Source organism: Paraburkholderia sp. AV2, assembly GCF_054968425.1.
This window is the reverse complement of sequence record NZ_JBANLK010000029.1, coordinates 9,275-28,788: the sequence shown is the minus strand read 5'-3', so window position 1 is coordinate 28,788 and position 19,514 is coordinate 9,275. Positions and strand designations below refer to the sequence as shown.

Below are 19,514 nucleotides of genomic sequence, written 5' to 3'. Positions count from 1 at the left end.
GGGCCGGGGGCCGGGCCCTCGGCGTGCTGGGCGCGGCCTACAGCCGCGTGAAACACCCCCGTTGGGGCCTAACCGCCTAGGGCGCGACGGCCCCTTGGCGCCCCCCCGGCAGGGTCCCCGCCGGCGCGACGCAACAGCGCGTTTGCATGCAACGCGTCGGCATGCGCGGGATCGGCCTGCAGGATCTGCTGCAGGCAGGCCTCGGCGTCTGCGTGCTGCCCCTGCCGCAGCAGGGCCTGCGCCCGCTGGAAGGTTTCGTTCAGGTTGATGAGGGGGCGGGACATGGGACGACTAGGCCGCTTGCGAACGAAACTCGACTTTTTGCCGGCCTACCACCTGGGTCGCAAAATCCGCATCGTCCGGGATCGGCTCCCAGAAAAAATCATGCTGAAAGAGCGGGATGCGGTTGAATTTCTGCGAACGAAAAATCCCCCGGTTTCGCTTGAATTCGCTGTAACGATCCCCCTTGAACTGCTTGCCGACCGATGTGAACGGCAGCAGTCTTTCCGCAATGTCCTGCTGGATCAATTCGTCTGATTCGTTTTTGAACCGTTCGAATGCCGGAAACTGATCGCGGCATATCACCTGAATCGCCGTTTCCGGCAAGGCGTATCGCTGCGCCCAGAGCACATGCCACCCGGAGTCGACGTTATTGATGAAGTCCACGAGCCGCCGGCTCAAAATATAGGCGTCGGATTCGATGTGGATTATTTTGTCCGCGCCCAGATTTTTGGCGATCTCGAGCGAGTGCAGAAAGCTGCGCCACCAGCCAGGGTAGGCCGAAAGGCTTTGTCGTCCGAGATTATCGTCGAAGCGAACCAGCAGATTGCGGGCACTGCTCTGCGCGATATCGTCCGAGTGATGAACGACCTCGATTTCCTCGCGTGGCGGGGAAAACGGAGACCCGTCATCGATCATGATTTTCTTTTCTGCAACGATGGGCATTTTGTCGTAGTAATGCAGCCATCTCTGGTACCGGTGTGTCCAGGCATCCCGGTCTTTGATGTAGCTCGTGCAGAAAATAAAGGACTTCATTGGCGCATACCTGGTGTTCGTTTCGGGTTTGGCCGCCTGGGTTTCGGCCCCGTGGGCCTGGGCCGTGGGTTTGGCCACCTGGGCACCGTAATTGTACATGGGCACGATGGCACGGCCGGCGACGGGCAGGGCCCGGTGGCGGAAGCGGCGTCGCGCTGGCCTCTGCCGCACGAGGACACGCTCCGCGAGCCGCGCGCGGCGCCCCCGTTGCTTTTGCCCGACGGCGCGCCCGCTCGCGCTAGAATCACGAACCTTTAACGCATCTTTCGGCGCAGTTCGCCGGTATTTCTCTCTTGAGCGTGCAAAAAATCCTCATCGTGCGCGTATCGTCGCTGGGCGACGTCGTCCACAACATGCCCGCGATCGCCGACATCCGGCGGCGGCATCCCGACGCGCAGATCGACTGGCTCGTCGAGGAAAGCTTCGCGTCGCTCGTCGAACTCGTGCAGGGCGTGCGTCGCGCGATTCCATTTTCGCTGCGCCGCTGGCGCAAGGGCCTTTTTTCAGCCGCCAACTGGCGCGAGATCGGCGCGTTTCGCCGCGCGCTCGCGGCCGAGAAGTACGACCTCGTGATCGACTGCCAGGGCCTCATCAAGACGGCCTGGGTGGCAAGCTGGGCCCGTGGCCCGCTCGTAGGCCTCGGCAACCGGACGGAAGGCGCGGGCTACGAATGGCCCGTGCGCTTCTTCTACGACCGGTCGATCCGCATCGAGCCGCGTACTCATGTGGTCGAGCGCACCCGGCAACTGGTCGCGGCGGCGCTGAACGAGCCGCCGCCCCAGCCTGCCGACGACATCGACTTCGGCCTCGACACCGCGCGCGCGGCCCAGACGCTGGCGGGCGTCGGCCTGAACCTGCCGGTCCCCTACGTCGTATTCGTGCACGCCACGTCCCGTGCCGACAAGCAATGGCCCGACGCCAGCTGGATCGAGCTGGGCCAGGCGCTCGTGCGGCGCGGCGCCTCGCTCGTGCTGCCCTGGGGCAACGACGCGGAGCGCGCCACGAGCGAGCGCCTTGCGCGCGAGTTCGGCGAGGCGGCCATCGTGCCGCCGAAGCTCTCGTTGCCCGCCGTGGTGGGCCTGATCGACGGCGCAGCGGCGACCGTGGGGGTTGACACAGGTCTCGTCCACATCGCGGCGGCGCTCAAGCGGCCGACCGTCGAGTTGTACAATTTCGCGACCGCTTGGCGGACGGGCGGCTACTGGTCGCCGAACATCACCAACCTGGGCACCGCCGGCCAGCCGCCGACGCTCGCGCAGGTCAAGACCGCGCTGGCCGGCTTTGGGCTGCTGTAGTCACCCGATCGTCACCCGATCCACCGCTTCCAGGGGCGACCATGAACGAATCCCAGATCATCGAAATCACGTCCGGCGACTGGCACGGCCAGCAGCTTTCGCGGCCGCGCGAGACGCTGCTCGATGCCGTCGAGCAGGGCAAGGTGCTGTACTTTCCGAACCTGACGTTTCCGGTGGAAGGCGGCGAGCGCGCGCTGCTCGACCCGGCCATTGCCGACCCCAAGCGCAAGAACATCAGCCTCGACCCGAACGGCGGCGCGCTGCATGGCGTACTGGGCGACGCGGTTACGCAGTCGGCCGTGCGCGCGCTCATCGCGCGCTACCAGACCTGCGCGCGCACGCTCGTCGACGGCCTTTTTCCCGAGTACGACGGCAAGCTGCGCGTCGCGCCGACCAGCCTGCGCCTGCATCAGGTGGAAACGCGTCAGACCTCGTGGCGCAAGGACGATTCGCGCCTGCACGTGGACGCGTTTCCGTCGCGCCCCAACTACGGCGAGCGCATCCTGCGCGTCTTCACGAACGTGAACCCGAATGGCGCGCCGCGCGTGTGGCGCGTGGGCGAACCCTTCGAGGACATGGCGAAGCGCTTTCTTCCGCAGATCAAGGCGCAGATGCCGGGCTCGGCGTGGCTGCAGCATCTGCTGCACATCACGAAGTCGCCGCGCAGCGAGTACGACCATCTGATGCTGCATCTGCACGACGGCATGAAGGCCGACCTCGACTACCAGAAGTCGAGCCCGCAGGAGACCATCGGCTTTCCGCCGGGCAGCGTCTGGGTGTGCTTCTCCGATCACACCTCGCATGCGGTGATGTCCGGCCAGTTCATGATGGAGCAGACCTTCTTCCTGCCGGTGAAGGGCATGGTGCACCCAGACTGGGCGCCGCTCGGCATTCTCGAACGCCTCAAGGGCAAGGAACTCGTTTGAGCGCGCGTATCCTCATGCACCCCATGCTTTGCGCCATGGCGGTGGAGGCCCGATGCTGAGGGCCGTCTATCGTGCGGCCTGGTGGCTCGTCGCGCCGCTCGCCGTGCTGCGGCTTTTCATCCGGTCGCGGCGCGAGCATGGTTATCGCGAGCATATCGGCGAACGGTTCGGCTACTCGGCGGGGCGCCTGCCGGAGGACGGCGCGCCGCTCATCTGGGTGCATGCGGTTTCGGTGGGCGAGACGCGGGCGGCGCAGCCGCTCGTCGATGCGCTGATCGCGGCACGGCCCGATGCGCGCGTGCTGCTCACGCACATGACGCCCGGCGGCCGCGCCGCGGGAGAGCAACTGTTCGGCAACCGCGTGCTGCGCTGCTATCTGCCTTACGACACGCCGCAGGCGGTGCGCCGCTTTCTGCGCGCGTGGCGGCCCTCGCTCGGGCTCGTGATGGAGACCGAGGTCTGGCCTACGCTCATCGACGAATGCCGGCGCGCCGACGTGCCGCTCGTGCTGACCAACGCGCGCATGTCGGCGCGTTCGTACAAGCGGGCGGCGAAGTTCGGCGCGGCGGCGAAAGAGGTGTTCGGCGGCTTTACCCGTGTGCTTGCGCAAAGCCCATCGGACGCCGAACGGCTGAGCGCCCTGGGCGCGCGCAACGTCGCCGTGCTCGGCAATCTGAAGTTCGACATGGCGAGCCCGCCGGAACTCGTCGCACGCGGCCATGAGTGGCGCCGCGCGATCGGCGCGCGGCCCGTCTGGGTTGCGGCCAGCACGCGCGAGGGCGAAGAGGAACTCGTGCTGCAGGCGTTCGCGGCGCTCGGGCTCGACGACGCCTTGCTGATTCTCGTGCCGCGGCATCCGCAGCGTTTCGACGAAGTGGCCGCGCTGATCGTGCGCAAGGACCTCGAGCTCGCGCGGCGCTCGCAGTGGGCCGCGAGCGCCGCGGCTGCGGCGGCGCCGTCGCACGAGAGCCCGCGTGCGCTGCCGCCGGACGTGAAGGTGCTGCTGGGCGACTCGATGGGGGAGATGGGCGCGTACTACGCTGCCGCGGATCTGGCGTTCATCGGCGGCAGCTTGTTGCCGCTCGGCGGCCAGAACCTGATCGAGGCTTGCGCCGTGGGCGTGCCCGTGCTGATCGGCCCGCACGTGTTCAACTTCACGCAGGCCACTGCCGACGCCGTCGCGGCCGGTGCGGCGCTGCAGGTGCAGGATCCCGCGGATCTCGCGCGGACGTTGCGTGCGCTCTTCGAAGACAAGCCGCGGCGCGTGGCGATGGGGGGGGCGGCCGCTGCCTTTGCGGCGCGCCATCGCGGGGCGACGGCGCGCACGGTGGACGTGCTCATGACGCTGTTGCCGGAGTCCGCTTCTTCGTCTGCTTCGTCATCCTCTTCATCGGGGGCTTCGCTCGACGTCTGAGCACTGGGCCTGAGGCCGCGAACCTCAGGCCACCGGATTCACGCCGCAAGCAACCCCTTCTTCTCGATGAACGCGACCACCTGATCGAGCCCCTCCAGCGCTTTCAGGTTGCACATCACGAACGGGCGCTCGCCGCGCATCTTCTTCGCATCCGAGGCCATTACGTCGAGGTTCGCGCCCACGAGCGGCGCCAGATCGGTCTTGTTGATCAAGAGCAGGTCCGACTTCGTGATGCCGGGGCCGCCCTTGCGCGGTATCTTCTCGCCGCCCGCCACGTCGATCACGTAGATCGTGAGGTCGGAAAGCTCGGGGCTGAAGGTGGCCGCGAGGTTGTCGCCGCCCGACTCGATGAACACGATGTCCGCGTCGGGAAAGCGCGCGAGCATCTGGTCCACGGCCTCGAGGTTGATCGAGGCGTCTTCGCGGATCGCCGTGTGCGGGCAGCCGCCGGTCTCGACGCCCATGATGCGCTCGGCGGGCAGCGCGCCTGCGACGGTCAGGAGGCGCTGATCCTCCTTCGTGTAGATGTCGTTGGTGATGGCGACGAGGTCGTAGCGCTCGCGCATGGCCTTGCAGAGCATTTCGAGCAGCGTGGTTTTGCCGGATCCTACCGGACCACCTACGCCAACGCGTAGCGGCGGCAGTTTCTTTGTGCGCTTGATGTTCATCCGGGTGTTCCTGTTTATTTCCTGTTTTTTCCGTAGTCCGAAGCTAAGAGCGGAAAAGCCGCGAGTATTGCGATTCGTGTCGTGCACTGAGGATGCCGAGCTGCGGCGCGAACGTGTTGATCGCGTCGGGCGGCGTGGCGAGCGCGCGGGCGACGGCCGCCTCGATGACGGGGCGCAGTGCGACGAGGATGCGCTGTCCCGCGACCTGGCCGAGCGGCACGGCCTTGAGCGCGGCCGCCGTCTGGTTCTCGGCCCAACTGAAAGCATAGGCCGCGAGCGCCGCGTCGGGCGCGGCGCCGTGCGCCCATGCGGCATAGGCCCACGCGCTGGGCTGCGCCACCGGCGCCATGCGTTCGAGCGTGGCAAGGCGCTCGGCGTCGCCCCATTCGAGTTGCGCGCAAAGCTGTCGCAACGACCAGCCCATCTGCGAGGTCTCGCGGCGCAGTTCCGCCGACTCGCGGCTCGCGACGAATTCCGTATTCGCTTCGATCAGCGCGGCTGCATCGTGCGTGCGCCAGCGTTCGAGCTGATGCGCGACGAACGGCAGCTCGCCCGGCGCCAGGACATTTGCGAGTCCGCTCTCGATCCAGCGCGCGGCGTCGTCGGCGTTTTCGACGAGATGCGCGTCGATAGCCGTCTCCAGCCCCTGCGAGTAGCTGAAGGCGCCGATCGGCAGTGCGGGTGATGCAAGGTGCAGCAGCGCGGTGAGTTCAGCGATGCGCATGGCCGTGGTGCTCGTGGCCGTGGTCGTGCCCGCAGTCGGGGCCGTGGACGTGGTCGTGCCCGTGATCGTGCGAATGCCCGTGGCCATGATGCTCGTCGTACACGCGCTGGGCGAGCGCATAGTCGTCCGCGAAGGTTTCGTCGTGGCCATGCCGGTGGCCGCCGCCATAAGCGCCGGCTTCGGGCTGGAACGGCAGCGTCGCGCGCTCGACCTGCGCGCCGAGGCGCTTGAGCATGTCTTCGAGCACGGGGTCCGCTTCGAGCTTCAGTTCGTCCGTGCCCACTTCGACCGGCGTGTGACGGTTGCCGAGGTGATACGCGGCGCGCGTGAGCGTGAGGCGATCCGGCGCGCGCACGAGCAGCACGCTTTCGGCCGCGGCGATCACGCGCACGAGGCCGCCGTCGTCGGCAACGAGCACGTCGCCGTCCCGCAGCACCGTGCCGCGCGGCAGCACGACGCCCACTTCCTCGCCCGTGTCGAGCGTGGCGGCGAGGCGGCTCTTGCAGCGCGCGTCATAGGGCAGCGTGAGCGTGGGCGCGCGCCGCACGAGAACCGGTGCGAGCTTCGCGGTGAGTCGTTTGTCTATCGTTCGCATGCTAGAAGAGGAAATAACGCTGTGCCATCGGCAGCACCGTGGCAGGTTCGCAGGTGAGCAACTGGCCGTCCGCGACGACCTGATAAGTCTCGGGGTCGACGGTGATCGCCGGCTGCCACGCGTTGTGGATCATGTCGGCCTTCGTCACGTTGCGGCAGCCGCGCACGGCCACCACGCGCTTTTGCAGGCCATATCGCTCCGCCACGCCCTGATCGAGCGCGAGCTGGGAGACGAACGTGAGCGAGGTCCGGGCGAGTGCCTGGCCACGCGTGGCGAACATCTCGCGGTAATGGACCGGCTGCGGTGTGGGGATCGAGGCGTTCGGATCGCCCATCTGGGCGAGGGCGATCATGCCGCCCTTGAGGATCAGCGAAGGCTTGATGCCGAAGAACGCAGGCTCCCAGAACACGAGGTCGGCCCATTTGCCGGGTTCGATCGAGCCCACTTCGTGCGCGATGCCGTGCGTGATGGCCGGGTTGATCGTGTACTTCGCGACGTAGCGCTTCACGCGGAAGTTGTCGTGGCGGGCGCTGTCGCCGGGCAGTGCGCCGCGCTGCACCTTCATTTTGTGCGCGGTTTGCCACGTGCGGATGATGACCTCGCCCACGCGGCCCATCGCCTGGGAGTCCGACGAAAGCATCGAAAGCGCCCCGAGGTCATGCAGGATGTCTTCGGCGGCGATCGTCTCGCGGCGGATGCGCGACTCGGCGAACGCGATGTCCTCGGCAATCGACGGATCGAGGTGATGGCAGACCATCAGCATGTCGAGGTGTTCGTCGAGCGTGTTGACCGTGTACGGGCGCGTGGGGTTGGTCGAGGAGGGCAGTACGTTCGCCTCGCCGCACACCTTGATGATGTCGGGGGCGTGGCCGCCGCCCGCGCCTTCCGTGTGATACGTGTGGATCGTGCGGCCCTTGAAGGCCGCGACGGTCGCTTCTACGAAGCCCGATTCGTTGAGCGTGTCGGTGTGGATGGCGACCTGCGTGTCGGTGGCGTCGGCCACCGTCAGGCAGTTGTCGATGGCGGCCGGCGTCGAGCCCCAGTCCTCGTGCAGCTTCAGGCCGATCGCACCCGCCGCGATCTGCTCTTCGGCGGGCCTGGGCAGGCTCACGTTGCCCTTGCCGAGGAAGCCGAGGTTGATTGGCCAGCCGTCTGCCGCCTGCAGCATGCGCTCCATGTGCCACGGGCCCGGCGTGCAGGTGGTGGCGTTGGTGCCGGTGGCGGGGCCCGTGCCGCCGCCGAGCATCGTCGTCACGCCCGAGGCGAGCGCCTCGTCGATCTGCTGCGGGCTGATGAAGTGGATGTGCGTGTCGATGCCGCCCGCCGTCACGATCTGCCCTTCGCCCGCGATCACTTCGGTCGAAGCGCCGATGGGGATCGTCACGGCAGGCTGCACGTCGGGGTTACCGGCCTTGCCGATCTTCCAGATGCGTCCGTCCTTGATGCCGATGTCGGCCTTCACGATGCCCCAGTGATCGACGATCACGGCGTTCGTGATGACCGTGTCCGCCACCTCGGCTGCGAGGCGCTGCGACTGGCCCATGCCGTCGCGAATCACCTTGCCGCCGCCGAATTTCACTTCGTCGCCATAGACCGTGTAGTCGCGCTCGACTTCGATGATGAGCTCGGTGTCGGCGAGGCGCACGCGGTCGCCGGTGGTGGGGCCGAACATCTCCGCATAGGCGCGGCGGCCGATTTTCAATGTCATATCGGATTCCTGATGGATTCGGGACGCGGGCGCGATGCGCTCAGAGCGGGCCCATCACCTTGCCGTTGAAGCCGTAGACGGCGCGCTCGCCGGCCAGCGCCACGAGTTCGACGGTGCGCTCCTGGCCCGGTTCGAAGCGCACGGCTGTGCCCGCGGCGATGTTCAGGCGAAAGCCGCGCGCGGCCTCGCGGTCGAACGAGAGCGCGTCGTTGACTTCGTAGAAGTGGAAATGCGAGCCGATCTGCACGGGCCGGTCGCCGGTGTTGGCCACCGTCACGGTGAGGGTCTCGCGTCCGGCGTTCAGTTCGATTTCGCCGTCGTCGATCAGCATCTCGCCTGGGATCATGGGCGTCTTCCTCACGGAATCGGGTGATGGACGGTCACGAGCTTCGTGCCGTCGGGAAACGTCGCTTCCACCTGGATGTCGGGGATCATTTCCGGCACGCCTTCCATCACTTCGTCGCGCGTGAGCAGCGTCGTGCCGTAGTGCATGACCTCGGCGACGGTCTTGCCGTCGCGGGCGGCTTCCATGAGCGCGGCGCTGATGAACGCCACCGCCTCGGGGTAGTTGAGCTTGAGGCCGCGCGCGCGACGCCTTTCGGCGAGCAGCGCGGCGGTGAAGATCAGGAGCTTGTCTTTCTCGCGTGGCGTGAGCTTCATCGTTCCAGGTCGGTTGGGCGTCCGGCGCGCCGCCGGGCCGCGGGTTTGCCTCGGATCATTCTCGCGCGAGCATACCGGAAGCCATTTACGGAAGCATTGCAACGAACTGGCCCGGGACAAAAGGGCAACGAAAGGGGCAACGAGGGGGCAGCACAACGGCACAGCAAGGTGCGTGCCAATGAAGGGGACGCACCATTTGCGAGGCTTTCGCGCACCCTCACGGCGTTATCGCGCTGCAACGTGGTGCGCGGCTGCGCTACAACGATGCATGAGGATCAGGTCGTCCAGAGCCTCAGCGGCGCCGCCTCGACGCCATGCACGAGCGGCCGCAGGGTCGTCCAGCAGCGCGTGAGCTGCTGTTGCAGCGGCTCCATCGAGCGGGCGAGCACCCGCACCACGAGCACGCCCGGGCAAACGCAGCTTGCGCCGCCGCGCACGGCGGCGTCAAACGGCAGGGTGGCCGCGAGCTGCTGCGCGAGCGCGTCGTCGCAGGCGGGGCTCACGGCCCACAGCACGCCGAATGCCGGATAGCCGGCCAGCCCCTGCGGCGCGTCGCGCAGGGAATCGGCGGCATCGACGAGGGCGCGTTCGAACCAGAGCAGGTCGCTGGCGTCGTTGCCGTTCGCGTCATCGGGCGCGGCCCGCGCGATGCGCGCAATCGAGCGCAGCATGCCCGCCGACCAGCGCTCGCCCGCCGCTTGCCGGCCCAGTTGCACGGCGTCCCAGCCGATCGCCGTGGCGTTCGCGCCGAGCGTGAGCGAGAAGTCGAGTTCGGCGTGAGCGTGGTCGAAGATCAGGTTGTTCTGCGGCAGCCAGTCGAGCTTCGCTTCGTCGTGAACATGAATCGCGATACGCTGGCGCGCCACGCGGCCGTTCGACTTGTACCACTTCGTCGCGCCCGGCGTGGTCAGTACCGCATGGGTCTGCGCGCCGACGTTCACGTCGATGTCGAGTCGGTCGCCGCCCGCAATGCCCGCCGGCGGATGCACGATCACCGCGTGGCAGATCGCGTCGCCTTCGGGATAGAGCGGACGCTGCACGCGCAGCGGTCCGGTATGTCGCCGATGCGCGAGCGTCGTGCGGGCCCCCTGGCGCGCGAAGCCGAGTTCGAGGCGGGCGAGCCATTCTTGAGGCGTGGAGGTGCGGGGGGCGAGCGTCGAGTGGTCTTCGTGGAGCGACATGCTGGAGGCCGGCGCGAGCGGGCCGGGGTGGGATCAGGTGGCGTCGAGGATAGCATGGCCCGCTGCATGAGCAGGCCCGTCTTCAGCCCGCCCCTCAGGCCCCTCAGTCCTTCAAACCGTAATCAGCGTCCGCACCCCATCCGCGTCCATGTCCGCGCCTTCGCCCCCCGTCACGATCTCGCCGCGGCTCATCACCCAATAACGGTCGGCGATGGCCCGCGCGAAATCGTAGTACTGCTCGACGAGCAGCACGGTCATCTGCATCTCCTCGACGAGCTGGCGCAGCGTGCGCCCGATGTCCTGGATGATCGAAGGCTGGATGCCTTCGGTGGGCTCGTCGAGGATCAGCAGTTGCGGCTCGCTCATCAGCGCGCGGCCGATCGCGAGCTGCTGCTGCTGGCCTCCCGAGAGGTCGCCGCCGCGGCGCGCCTTCATGTCTTCGAGCACCGGAAAAAGCCGGTAGATGTGCTCGGGCACCTTCGACGGCGCGCGCTTCTTGCTGGCGGCACCCACGAGCAGGTTTTCCTCCACCGTGAGCCTCGGGAAAATATCGCGCCCCTGCGGCACATAGGCGAGCCCGTTCGCCACGCGCGCCCACGTGGGCAGTTTCGTGAGTGCCTGGCCGTTCCAGGCGATCGCGCCGCTTTTTGCGTGCACAACGCCCATCAGGCAGCGCAGAAGCGTCGTCTTGCCTACGCCGTTACGCCCGAGCAGCACCGTGAGCTTGCCTTCCGGCACCGTCATCGAGACGTTGCGAAGGATGTGGCTGCCGCCGTAATACTGGTTCAACGATTCGATAGTCAGCATGTCGATGCCTGTCGTGCTTGTTCCACCGCTTATTCCACGGCTTGTTCTACGCCTTATGCCGCGCTAGCGGCCCAGATACGATTCGATCACCGTCTCGTCGCGCTTGACGCTTTCGAGCGTACCCTCGGCCAGCACGCTGCCTTCGGCCATCACGGTCACGCGCCCGGTTGCGCCCGCGAGCGCCGCGACGAACTCCATGTCGTGCTCGACCACCATCATCGAGCAGCTGCCGCGCAGGCGGTTCAGGAGCGCGGCGAGTTCCATCGTCTCGTCGTCGGTCATGCCGGCGGCCGGTTCGTCGAGCAGCAGCAAGGCGGGGCGCTGCATGAGCAGCATGCCGATCTCGAGGCGCTGTTTCTGCCCATGTGAGAGCTCGCCCGCGAGCCGCCGCGCGTCGCCTTCCAGGCGGATCACCTCCAGCGTTTCCTCGATCTTTGCCTGCGCTTCGCGCCCCAGCCGCGCGCGCAGCGAGGCGAACCAGCCCTTGTCGGCCTTCATCGCGAGTTCGAGGTTTTCCCACACCGGGTGCTGCTCGAACACCGTGGGCTTCTGGAACTTGCGGCCGATGCCCGCGCGCGCGATCGCCGGCTCGTTCATGCGCGTGAGGTCGAGCGTCTGGCCGAGGAACACCTTGCCCGCGTCGGGTTCGGTCTTGCCCGTGATGACGTCCATCATCGTCGTCTTGCCCGCGCCGTTCGGGCCGATCACGCAGCGCAGCTCGCCCACGTCGATCGAGAGCGTGAGCCTGTTGAGCGCGCGAAAGCCGTCGAAGCTCACGGTCACGTCCTCCAGATAGAGGATCGTGCCGTGCGAAGTGTCGATCGTGCCCGGCTCGACCACGTGACCCAGTTCGGCCACGCCCGAGAGCGTGGGCCGGTCGTGATCTTCGGCGGCGTCGAACGGGTTGTGGCCGAGCGGATCGTTGAGGATGGCGTGGCCGTTCATGCGCCGCTCCCGGGCGTGTCGTTGCCCTTCGTCAGGCGTTCGGTCAGGCGCTCGGTCAGGCGTTCAGCGAGGCCCATGATGCCGTTCGGCAACAGGAGCGGCACGAGCACGAAGATGAGGCCGAGGAAGAACAGCCAGTACTCCGCGAAATAGGCGGTGAAGAAGCTCTTCGCGCCATTCACGGCAAAGGCGCCGATGATCGGGCCGATGAGCGTGCCGCGTCCGCCCACGGCCACCCAGATCGCCATTTCGATGGAGTTGCCCGGCGACATCTCGCTCGGGTTGATGATGCCCACCTGCGGCACGTAGAGCGCGCCGGCGATGCCGCACAGCGCGGCCGAAAGCGTCCAGATGAAGAGCTTGTAGCCGAGCGGGCTGTAGCCGAGGAACATGAGGCGCGTTTCGCCGTCGCGCACGGCGGTCACGACACGGCCGAGCTTCGAGGTGACGATCGCGCGCGCTCCGAGGAACGCGAGCACGAGCGTGGCGAAGGTCATGAGGAAGAGCACCGTGCGCGTGCCCGGATGCGTGATGGGGAAACCCGCGATGCGCTTGAAGTCGGTGAAGCCGTTGTTGCCGCCGAAGCCCGTTTCGTTGCGGTAGAAGAACAGCATGGCCGCGAACGTCATGGCCTGCGTGATGATCGAGAGGTAGACGCCCTTCACGCGCGAGCGGAACGTGAAGAAGCCGAATACCCAGGCGAGCACGGCGGGCGCAAGCACGACGAGCAGGAGTGCGTACCAGAGGTGCTGCGTGCCTTGCCAGTACCACGGCAACTGGTGCCAGTCGAGAAACACCATGAAGTCGGGCAGGTCGCTGCCGTACTTGCCGTCGTGGCCGATCTCGCGCATCAGGTACATGCCGATGGCGTAGCCGCCGAGCGCGAAGAAGAGGCCGTGGCCAAGACTGAGGATGCCGCAGTAGCCCCACACGAGATCGAGCGCGAGCGCGGCGATCGCGTAGCACATGAGCTTGCCGGCGAGCGTCATCGCATAGTCGGAGAGATGGAACGCGCTCGACTGCGGCAGCACGAGCGCACACAGCGGCACGCCCACGCCGATGGCGATGACGAGCGCAATGAGCGCGAGCCACGCGCCGCGCGAGAGCAGCGGCGGACGCGCGGGCAGGCCGAGCGCGAAGGTCTCGGCGCCGTCGCCGCGTTGCGGCGTGGGTGCGCCGTAGGGGGCGTGGGTGGTGGAGGTGGCTGTCGTCATGTGGGTACTCGCTGGGCCGCCCGCGAGAGTGACCGCAGGGAACGCGGGGGTCGTTTCATGATGCCTCCGCGCTGCGGCCCTTCAGGGCGAAGAGGCCCTGCGGTCGCTTCTGGATGAAGAGCACGATCAGCACGAGCACCGCGATCTTCGCGAGCACCGCGCCCCAGAACGGTTCGATGGCCTTGCTGACGAGCCCGAGGCCGAAGCCGCCCACCACCGTGCCCGCGATCTGGCCCACGCCGCCCAGCACCACGGCCATGAACGAGTCGATGATGTAGTTCTGGCCGAGATCGGGACCGACGTTGCCGATCTGCGAGAGCGCGCAGCCGCCAAGCCCCGCAATGCCCGCGCCGAACGCGAAGGCCCAGGCATCGACGCGCGCGGTCCTCACGCCCACGCACGCGGCCATGCGGCGGTTCTGCGTGACGGCGCGCACGAAGAGGCCGAGGCGCGTCTTCGTGAGCACGGTCCACGCCATGCCCACGACGATCAGCGAAAACGCGAGAATCGCGAGGCGGTTGTACGGGAGGATGAGGTTCTGCATGACGGTTACACCGCCGCTCATCCACGAGGGATTCGAAACCTCCACGTTCTGCGCGCCGAAGATCGTGCGCGTAGCTTGGATGAGGATCAGGCTGATGCCGAAGGTGGTGAGCAGCGTTTCGAGCGGGCGTCCGTAGAGATGGCGGATCACGAGCCGCTCGATCACGGCGCCCACGAGCGCGGCGGCGACGAACGAGACGGGAATCGCGAAGAGCGGGTACCAGTCGAACGCGCCGGGCGCATAGCGCTGCACGAGCGTTTGCACGACATAGGTGGCGTAGGCGCCGATCATGAGGAACTCGCCGTGCGCCATGTTGATGACGCCGATCAGGCCGTAGGTGATCGCGAGGCCCAGCGCGGCGAGCAGCAGCACGCTGCCGAGCGAGAGCCCGGCGAACAGCGTGCCGAAGATCTCGCTGCGGCGCTGGATCGAGTCGAGCGCGTCGATGCCCGACTGCGCCGCGGCGCGGACCTGGACGTCGGGTTCGGCCCATGCGCCCGTCGCGGTCTTCGCGACGAGCGGGCGCAGCAGTTCGTACATGTCGAGATCGTGGCGCGCGGCCACGAGCTTCGCCGCTTCGAGGCGCGTGGCCGGGTCGGGATTGTGCAGGGCCGTCATGGCCCAGAGCACGTCGAGGCGTTTCCTGAGCGCCGGGTCGGTTTCCTTCGCGCGCGCGGCGTCGATCATCGGCTTCATCGCCGGGTCGGGATTCTTCAGCAGTTCCGCGATGGCGGCGCGCCGCGTTTCGAGATCGGGCGAGGCGAGCTGCAGGCCCGAGATCGCGCCGGCCACCTTCGAGCGCAGCGTGTTGTTGAGCGTGACGGGCTGGGCCGCCTGGGCCACGCCAGCCTCGACGGGTTTGCCGGTAACGGCGTCGCGAGCGTTGCCGCTTTCGTCCTGAAGCAGGACCTCGCCGGCATCGGTGGCGAGCACACCGTCGCTGCCCAGCGCCTGCAGCAGCGTGAGCGAGGCGGCGTCGTGCGTCGCGATGAGCTTGTCGATGGCGGCGGACTTCGCATCGAAATCGTCGCCGGCGAGCGGCGCGACGTCGGCCGCATCGAGTGCAAAGGCGGCCGGGCAGGCGCACACGAGCGACGCCGTCACGACCGCCGCGCGCAGGTAAGGTCGAAGATTCATGGGCAGGACCAGGGAGAACGGCCGGCGGATGCCGGCGGACACGGCACGCATGCCGTGTCCTTCCAGAAGGAAGCGGGCAGATCCGAAGGCAAAGTCGCGGACAAGATCAGGCCACGCGGCGACGGCTCAGGAAGCCGGGAATCGAGCTGACCACGTCGGGCTTGCCCTGATTGCCCGCAATGTACGGGCTCCACGGCTGTGCGCGAATCGCCGTTTTCGTGCGCCATACCACGTTGAACTGGCCGTCCGCGCGCACTTCGCCGATCATCACGGGCTTATGCAGATGGTGGTTGCCGTCCATCTCCAGCACGAAGCCCGAAGGCGCGTTGAACTGCTGGCCGATCATCGCCACGCGCACCTTGTCGACATCGGTGCTCTTCGCCTTTTCGACCGCCTGCTTCCACATATGGATGCCGACGTAGGTCGCTTCCATCGGGTCGTTGGTTACGCGCTTGCTGCCGCCGGGCAGATTGTTCTTCTTCACCCAGTCGGCGAACATCGCCTTGAACTTCGCGTTCTCGGGATTGCGCAGCGACATGAAGTAGTTCCATGCCGCGAGATTGCCCACGAGCGGCTTCGTGTCGATGCCGCGCAGCTCTTCCTCGCCCACGGAAAACGCCACCACGGGCACGTCGGTGGCCTTGAGGCCCTGGTTGCCGAGCTCCTTGTAGAACGGCACGTTCGAATCGCCGTTGATGGTCGAGATCACGCAGGTCTTGCCGCCCTGCGAGAAGGTCTTGATGTTGGCGACGATCGTTTGATAGTCGCTGTGGCCGAACGGTGTGTAGACCTCCTGAATGTCGGCATCCTGCACGCCCTTCGAGTGCAGGAACGCGCGCAGGATCTTGTTGGTCGTGCGCGGGTAGACGTAGTCGGTGCCTAGCAGGAAGAAGCGCTTCGCGCCGCCGCCTTCGCTGCTCATCAGGTATTCGGTAGCGGGAATCGCCTGCTGGTTGGGCGCCGCGCCCGTGTAGAACACGTTGCGCGACATTTCCTCGCCTTCGTACTGCACGGGATAGAACAGCAGCCCGTTGAGTTCCTCGAAAACGGGCAGCACCGACTTGCGCGACACCGAGGTCCAGCAGCCGAACACGCACGCCACCTTGTCCTGCGTGATCAACTGGCGCGCCTTCTCCGCGAAGAGCGGCCAGTTCGAGGCCGGATCGACGACGACCGGCTCGATCTGGCGCCCCATCACACCGCCCGAAGCGTTGATTTCGGCGAAGGTCATCAGCGCCGTGTCTTTCAGCGAAGTCTCGGAGATCGCCATCGTGCCCGACAGCGAGTGCAGCACGCCGACCTTGATCGGGCCGCTGTCGGTGTCCGCGTGCGCGAGCGGTATGCGTCCCGCGGCGGCGAGTGCGCCCGACATGGTTCCGAATTTCAACAGACTACGACGGTTCATTCTTTTCCCCTTGGCGTTGAGATGGGTCAGGTCGCGAAAGCCGGCGCATCTGGTTACGCGCCGGGTGTCGAGTGGCCTGTTGTCTTGCGCGATGGCTTCTGCAAACCTTGTGCCAGCGCATGGCCGATGCATCGAACCGGCATTGCGCCGAGTCATCAAGGCGCGCGGCGCGATGCCGTTGCGCGTGAGCCGTTTGGGAAGGGGCGAATGTGGTGCACGAGAGCGCATGTTCGGGCGCTTTGCCTCCTCGCAGTGCGTTCTTGAGTCTTCGTGCATAGACGCGGGGGCGTCGTTCGCGAGAGGGGTGCGCCGCTGCGCAGGCATGGTGCGCAGCACCGGTGTTTCGCATGAGCGTGGACGCGGGAGCCGGATCAGAATGCGGCGAACGCGCGCCACCCGTCCCGGGGCACTCATCCAGCGCGAGCGCGGTTATCGCGGCGGGGGCGTGGGCGGTATCCCGGTGGGCGGTGTGGGGCTGGAGTCGCGCGAGGGCGCGCCGGGCGCGCGCCTGGGAGGTGTTTCTGCGCGGCTACGAGAGGGACGTGCTCGCGAAGAGCGTGCTCGCGCGCTGCACGGGCGACATTCCGGCGTTCTCGCCGCCGCCGATCACGGACGAGGCGCAGATCGCGGAGATCTTCTCGACGGCCGCGCTCGTGCTGCGCCAGGAGGAGTGAGGCGGATCAGTAAGTCGGGACTGTCGGGTCGACCTGGCGCGACCATGCGTCAATGCCGCCCTGCAGGTTGAACACCTTGGTGTAGCCGCGCGATTCGAGGAACATCGCCACCTGGGCGCTGCGCGCGCCGTGGTGGCACACGCAGACGATCTGCGCCTCGTCGTCGAGCTCCTCGCTGCGCGCGGGGATCTCGCGCATCGGGATCGACGTGCTGCCGGCGATCTTCGCCGTTTCGATCTCCCACGGCTCGCGCACGTCGAGCAGGACAGGGGCGGCGCGCGAGGTGTCGGCGAGCCATTCGGCGAGAGCGGGAGCGGTCAGGTTCTGCATGGAAAACTCGATATCGTGGAAATGCCGGGCCGCGCTTCGGATACTGAATGAAGCCGCCCGGCTGAACGGCTGCGGCTTCAGAACTTGAAGCGCGGCGGTTGAACGGCGTTCTGCAGCGGCTCGACGTAGGTCTCGAACACACTGGCGATGCGGTATTGCTTCTCGTCGATGCGGGTGATGATCTGCGCTTCCATCACCGGCGCGGTGCCGACGAAGGCCGCCAGACGGCCGCCCACCTTCAGCTGCTCCAGCAGATCCTGCGGCACGACCGGCAGGCCGCCCGAGACGCAGATCACGTCGTAGGGCGCGTTGGCAGCCCAGCCGCGCGCGCCGTCGCCCAGCGCGACCTCGGCGTTGAGCACGCTGTTCTTGACGAAGTTCGCGCGCGCGAATTCGGCGAGTTCCGGGTCGATTTCCACCGTCAGCACCTTCTGCGCGCGGTACGCGAGCAGCGCCGCCATATAGCCCGAGCCGGCGCCGATCTCCAGCACGCTCTCGTGCTTCTTCACGGCAAGCTCCTGCAGCACGCGCGCTTCGACGCGCGGCGCCAGCATGTGCTGACCGTTGGGCAGCGGAACTTCGAAGTCGACGAACGCGAGATCCACGTAGGCCGCGGGGACGAAATGCTCACGCTTGACGATCGAAAGCAGGTTGAGCACGTCCTGGTCGAGCACCTCCCAGGGACGGATCTGCTGTTCGATCATGTTGAAACGCGCTTGTTCGATGTTCATGGTGACTCGGCGTTATGTGGTTCGATTCGGGTTCGGATTCGGTTCGGATCGCGGCTTGGACCCCGCCACGCAAGGCGTCCGGCGGCTCGCGAGATTGTATCAAACCCCCTTGCCGTGCCGCCTCGCGGACCGCAGACGGGGCCGCAGGCGCGCATCGGTATTTATCCTGGCTTCGGGAAGCTTGAAGTTTGGCGGGTTTCGAACCAAGAATGTAATCGATTACATTTTTGCCGGCCCGACGCCCGCGACCTCATGCCCGCCCAGCTCCGACGCAACCCCGCCGACCCGGCGCAACCCGACGCAGGGGCGCAGCGCGGCGGCTCCATTGCGGAAGTGGCGGCGCGCGTGGGCGTATCGGTGGCGACGGTTTCGCGCGTGCTCAACGGCCACGCGAACGTGCGGCCCGCCACGCGCGAGCGCGTGCTCGCCGAAATCGAGACGAGCGGCTACCGCGTGAACGAGCTCGCGCGCAACCTGCGCACGGCGGAGAGCCGCTTGCTGCTGACGATGGTGCCGGACTTCGGCAACCCGTTTTACGCGGAGATCGTGCGCGGCATCGATGGCGTTGCGCGCCAGCACGGCTATTTCACGCTGTTGTGCGACACGGGCGCCGACGCGGGCCGCGAGCGCGGCTACTTCGACCTGCTGCGCCGCCATCGCGCGGACGGCGCGATTTGCCTCGACCCGGCGACGGTCCAGCACGCCAACCAGGCGGCGGCCGAGGCGACGGCGCTGCCGTGGGTGGCGTGCTGCGAGTTCGATCCGGGCGTGGGCGTGCCGTATGTCGGCATCGACAATTTCCTTGCCGCCCGCGACGCCGTGCGGCATTTGATCGCGCGCGGCCGGCGGCGCATCGCGCTCATCAACTCGGACGAGCATTACCTCTACGCGCAGCAGCGGCGCGACGGTTACCTCGACGCGCTCGCGCAGGCGGGGCTCGAGGCGCGCGACGCCTGGCGCGTGAACGTGAACTGCCTCGACTACGGCGCGGGCGCCGAGGCCGCCGCGGCGCTCATGCGGCAAGCGGAGGCGCCGGACGCGATTTTCGCGGTCTCGGACACGCTCGCAGTCGGCGTGATCAACGGCCTGCGCGGCGCCGGCCGGCGCGTGCCGGACGACGTGGCGGTGGTGGGCTTCGACGATATCGCGCTCGCGGCGCAGGTCGACCCGCCGCTCACGACCGTCGCGCAGCCGATGCGCGAACTCGGCGAGACGGCCGCGCGGCTGTTGCTGCAGCGCCTCGCCGTGCCGGATGCGAACGTGCCGGGCGTGCTGCTGCCGCATCGGCTGGTGGTGCGGCAAAGCGGATGAGACAGGTCGGCGGCGTGCGTCCGCGCGTGGCCGGCAAGGTGTAGCGCAAGGAGTAGCGTCAGGAGTAGCAGCGGGGCAGCGGTACAAGCAGAGGGGACCAGCGGAGCGGGGGGGGGGGGGCCCCCCCCCCCCCCCACCCGACCGGACGAATACACGGTTAGGTTTTAAAAAAAAACAGCCCCCCCCCCCGCCGTGGCCGGGGGGGTTGGG

At 67.3% G+C, this 19,514-nt stretch carries 21 protein-coding genes; 5 read left to right on the top strand and 16 right to left on the bottom strand.

Features of this window, described 5'->3' with window-relative positions; genetic code table 11:
- Window positions 1–68: 68 nt before the first annotated feature.
- Both V8683_RS19805 and V8683_RS19800 read right to left on the bottom strand, forming a co-directional pair.
- Window positions 69–284 carry a tetratricopeptide repeat protein gene (locus V8683_RS19805; RefSeq protein ID WP_462880667.1) on the bottom strand — a complete coding sequence of 72 codons (216 nt, stop codon included), beginning with the start codon at window positions 282–284 and terminating at the stop codon, window positions 69–71.
- A gap of 7 nt (window positions 285–291) precedes the next feature.
- A complete protein-coding gene (locus V8683_RS19800) occupies window positions 292–1,206 on the bottom strand; it encodes a hypothetical protein (RefSeq protein WP_411190380.1) in 915 nt (304 codons plus the stop codon).
- A gap of 122 nt (window positions 1,207–1,328) precedes the next feature.
- Between V8683_RS19800 and waaC the strand changes: the two genes are divergently transcribed.
- Genes waaC through waaA form a run of 3 tightly spaced genes read left to right on the top strand, consistent with a single transcriptional unit; the run spans window position 1,329 to window position 4,670 of the window.
- Window positions 1,329–2,330: a lipopolysaccharide heptosyltransferase I gene (waaC, locus tag V8683_RS19795; RefSeq protein ID WP_411190379.1), complete on the top strand. Its 1,002-nt coding sequence runs from the start codon at window positions 1,329–1,331 to the stop codon at window positions 2,328–2,330.
- Between the two features lie 41 nt (window positions 2,331–2,371).
- Window positions 2,372–3,256 (top strand): Kdo hydroxylase family protein, encoded by an 885-nt coding sequence (locus tag V8683_RS19790; protein ID WP_411190378.1) that lies wholly within the window; start codon window positions 2,372–2,374, stop codon window positions 3,254–3,256.
- Window positions 3,257–3,308: 52 nt separating this feature from the next.
- Entirely contained in the window at window positions 3,309–4,670 is a 1,362-nt protein-coding gene (gene waaA, locus V8683_RS19785; RefSeq protein ID WP_411190377.1) for a lipid IV(A) 3-deoxy-D-manno-octulosonic acid transferase, read from the top strand.
- 38 nt (window positions 4,671–4,708) lie between these two features.
- On the opposite strand, the gene ureG is transcribed toward waaA, so the two are convergent.
- The 12 genes from ureG to urtA all read right to left on the bottom strand — a co-directional run bounded on the left by ureG (window position 4,709) and on the right by urtA (window position 16,258).
- Window positions 4,709–5,338 carry an urease accessory protein UreG gene (gene ureG, locus V8683_RS19780; protein ID WP_411190376.1) on the bottom strand — a complete coding sequence of 210 codons (630 nt, stop codon included), beginning with the start codon at window positions 5,336–5,338 and terminating at the stop codon, window positions 4,709–4,711.
- Window positions 5,339–5,381: 43 nt separating this feature from the next.
- A complete protein-coding gene (locus V8683_RS19775) occupies window positions 5,382–6,062 on the bottom strand; it encodes an urease accessory protein UreF (protein ID WP_411190595.1) in 681 nt (226 codons plus the stop codon).
- Window positions 6,049–6,657 (bottom strand): urease accessory protein UreE, encoded by a 609-nt coding sequence (ureE, locus tag V8683_RS19770; protein WP_411190375.1) that lies wholly within the window; start codon window positions 6,655–6,657, stop codon window positions 6,049–6,051. Before ureE ends, V8683_RS19775 begins: the two co-directional genes overlap by 14 nt.
- Window position 6,658: 1 nt before the next feature.
- Window positions 6,659–8,365: an urease subunit alpha gene (gene ureC / locus V8683_RS19765; RefSeq protein WP_411190374.1), complete on the bottom strand. Its 1,707-nt coding sequence runs from the start codon at window positions 8,363–8,365 to the stop codon at window positions 6,659–6,661.
- Window positions 8,366–8,405: 40 nt separating this feature from the next.
- Window positions 8,406–8,711 carry an urease subunit beta gene (locus V8683_RS19760; RefSeq protein ID WP_027796588.1) on the bottom strand — a complete coding sequence of 102 codons (306 nt, stop codon included), beginning with the start codon at window positions 8,709–8,711 and terminating at the stop codon, window positions 8,406–8,408.
- An 11-nt stretch (window positions 8,712–8,722) separates the two neighbouring features.
- On the bottom strand, window positions 8,723–9,025 hold the full coding sequence (gene ureA / locus V8683_RS19755) for an urease subunit gamma (protein WP_411190373.1): 303 nt from the start codon (window positions 9,023–9,025) through the stop codon (window positions 8,723–8,725).
- A 275-nt stretch (window positions 9,026–9,300) separates the two neighbouring features.
- The gene (locus V8683_RS19750) at window positions 9,301–10,206 is read right to left on the bottom strand and encodes an urease accessory protein UreD (protein WP_411190372.1); all 906 of its coding nucleotides are present in this window, start codon (window positions 10,204–10,206) and stop codon (window positions 9,301–9,303) included.
- A gap of 111 nt (window positions 10,207–10,317) precedes the next feature.
- Window positions 10,318–11,013 carry an urea ABC transporter ATP-binding subunit UrtE gene (urtE, locus tag V8683_RS19745; protein ID WP_411190371.1) on the bottom strand — a complete coding sequence of 232 codons (696 nt, stop codon included), beginning with the start codon at window positions 11,011–11,013 and terminating at the stop codon, window positions 10,318–10,320.
- 63 nt (window positions 11,014–11,076) lie between these two features.
- Window positions 11,077–11,958 (bottom strand): urea ABC transporter ATP-binding protein UrtD, encoded by an 882-nt coding sequence (gene urtD / locus V8683_RS19740; protein WP_411190370.1) that lies wholly within the window; start codon window positions 11,956–11,958, stop codon window positions 11,077–11,079.
- A complete protein-coding gene (gene urtC / locus V8683_RS19735; protein ID WP_411190369.1) occupies window positions 11,955–13,172 on the bottom strand; it encodes an urea ABC transporter permease subunit UrtC in 1,218 nt (405 codons plus the stop codon). Before urtC ends, urtD begins: the two co-directional genes overlap by 4 nt.
- Window positions 13,173–13,227: 55 nt before the next feature.
- Complete coding sequence (gene urtB, locus V8683_RS19730) at window positions 13,228–14,853, bottom strand: urea ABC transporter permease subunit UrtB (RefSeq protein ID WP_411190594.1); 1,626 nt, start codon at window positions 14,851–14,853, stop codon at window positions 13,228–13,230.
- 106 nt (window positions 14,854–14,959) lie between these two features.
- Window positions 14,960–16,258: an urea ABC transporter substrate-binding protein gene (urtA, locus tag V8683_RS19725; RefSeq protein WP_411190368.1), complete on the bottom strand. Its 1,299-nt coding sequence runs from the start codon at window positions 16,256–16,258 to the stop codon at window positions 14,960–14,962.
- Between the two features lie 542 nt (window positions 16,259–16,800).
- Between urtA and V8683_RS19720 the strand changes: the two genes are divergently transcribed.
- Window positions 16,801–16,932, top strand: a complete 132-nt coding sequence (locus V8683_RS19720) for a hypothetical protein (RefSeq protein WP_411190367.1) — start codon at window positions 16,801–16,803, stop codon at window positions 16,930–16,932.
- A 6-nt stretch (window positions 16,933–16,938) separates the two neighbouring features.
- Here V8683_RS19720 and V8683_RS19715 read toward each other — a convergent pair whose 3' ends face one another.
- Both V8683_RS19715 and V8683_RS19710 read right to left on the bottom strand, forming a co-directional pair.
- A complete protein-coding gene (locus tag V8683_RS19715) occupies window positions 16,939–17,262 on the bottom strand; it encodes a rhodanese-like domain-containing protein (RefSeq protein ID WP_411190366.1) in 324 nt (107 codons plus the stop codon).
- Window positions 17,263–17,339: 77 nt separating this feature from the next.
- On the bottom strand, window positions 17,340–17,993 hold the full coding sequence (locus V8683_RS19710; protein ID WP_411190365.1) for a protein-L-isoaspartate O-methyltransferase family protein: 654 nt from the start codon (window positions 17,991–17,993) through the stop codon (window positions 17,340–17,342).
- A gap of 252 nt (window positions 17,994–18,245) precedes the next feature.
- On the opposite strand from V8683_RS19710, the gene V8683_RS19705 reads away from it, so the two are divergent.
- Window positions 18,246–19,304: a LacI family DNA-binding transcriptional regulator gene (locus V8683_RS19705; RefSeq protein ID WP_411190364.1), complete on the top strand. Its 1,059-nt coding sequence runs from the start codon at window positions 18,246–18,248 to the stop codon at window positions 19,302–19,304.
- Window positions 19,305–19,514: the final 210 nt, after the last annotated feature.

Excerpts from the sequence above, each read along its gene's own strand:
- V8683_RS19705 (WP_411190364.1), top strand. The coding sequence starts at position 18,246 with ATGCCCGCCCAGCTCCGACGCAACCCCGCCGACCCGGCGCAACCCGAC.
- urtA (WP_411190368.1), bottom strand. The coding sequence starts at position 16,258 with ATGAACCGTCGTAGTCTGTTGAAATTCGGAACCATGTCGGGCGCACTC.
- urtD (WP_411190370.1), bottom strand. The coding sequence starts at position 11,958 with ATGAACGGCCACGCCATCCTCAACGATCCGCTCGGCCACAACCCGTTC.
- ureC (WP_411190374.1), bottom strand. The coding sequence starts at position 8,365 with ATGACATTGAAAATCGGCCGCCGCGCCTATGCGGAGATGTTCGGCCCC.
- urtC (WP_411190369.1), bottom strand. The coding sequence starts at position 13,172 with ATGACGACAGCCACCTCCACCACCCACGCCCCCTACGGCGCACCCACG.
- urtE (WP_411190371.1), bottom strand. The coding sequence starts at position 11,013 with ATGCTGACTATCGAATCGTTGAACCAGTATTACGGCGGCAGCCACATC.
- V8683_RS19805 (WP_462880667.1), bottom strand. The coding sequence starts at position 284 with ATGTCCCGCCCCCTCATCAACCTGAACGAAACCTTCCAGCGGGCGCAG.
- urtB (WP_411190594.1), bottom strand. The coding sequence starts at position 14,853 with ATGAATCTTCGACCTTACCTGCGCGCGGCGGTCGTGACGGCGTCGCTC.
- ureG (WP_411190376.1), bottom strand. The coding sequence starts at position 5,338 with ATGAACATCAAGCGCACAAAGAAACTGCCGCCGCTACGCGTTGGCGTA.
- V8683_RS19760 (WP_027796588.1), bottom strand. The coding sequence starts at position 8,711 with ATGATCCCAGGCGAGATGCTGATCGACGACGGCGAAATCGAACTGAAC.
- V8683_RS19715 (WP_411190366.1), bottom strand. The coding sequence starts at position 17,262 with ATGCAGAACCTGACCGCTCCCGCTCTCGCCGAATGGCTCGCCGACACC.
- V8683_RS19775 (WP_411190595.1), bottom strand. The coding sequence starts at position 6,062 with ATGCGCATCGCTGAACTCACCGCGCTGCTGCACCTTGCATCACCCGCA.
- waaA (WP_411190377.1), top strand. The coding sequence starts at position 3,309 with ATGCTGAGGGCCGTCTATCGTGCGGCCTGGTGGCTCGTCGCGCCGCTC.
- V8683_RS19750 (WP_411190372.1), bottom strand. The coding sequence starts at position 10,206 with ATGTCGCTCCACGAAGACCACTCGACGCTCGCCCCCCGCACCTCCACG.
- V8683_RS19790 (WP_411190378.1), top strand. The coding sequence starts at position 2,372 with ATGAACGAATCCCAGATCATCGAAATCACGTCCGGCGACTGGCACGGC.
- V8683_RS19710 (WP_411190365.1), bottom strand. The coding sequence starts at position 17,993 with ATGAACATCGAACAAGCGCGTTTCAACATGATCGAACAGCAGATCCGT.
- ureA (WP_411190373.1), bottom strand. The coding sequence starts at position 9,025 with ATGAAGCTCACGCCACGCGAGAAAGACAAGCTCCTGATCTTCACCGCC.
- ureE (WP_411190375.1), bottom strand. The coding sequence starts at position 6,657 with ATGCGAACGATAGACAAACGACTCACCGCGAAGCTCGCACCGGTTCTC.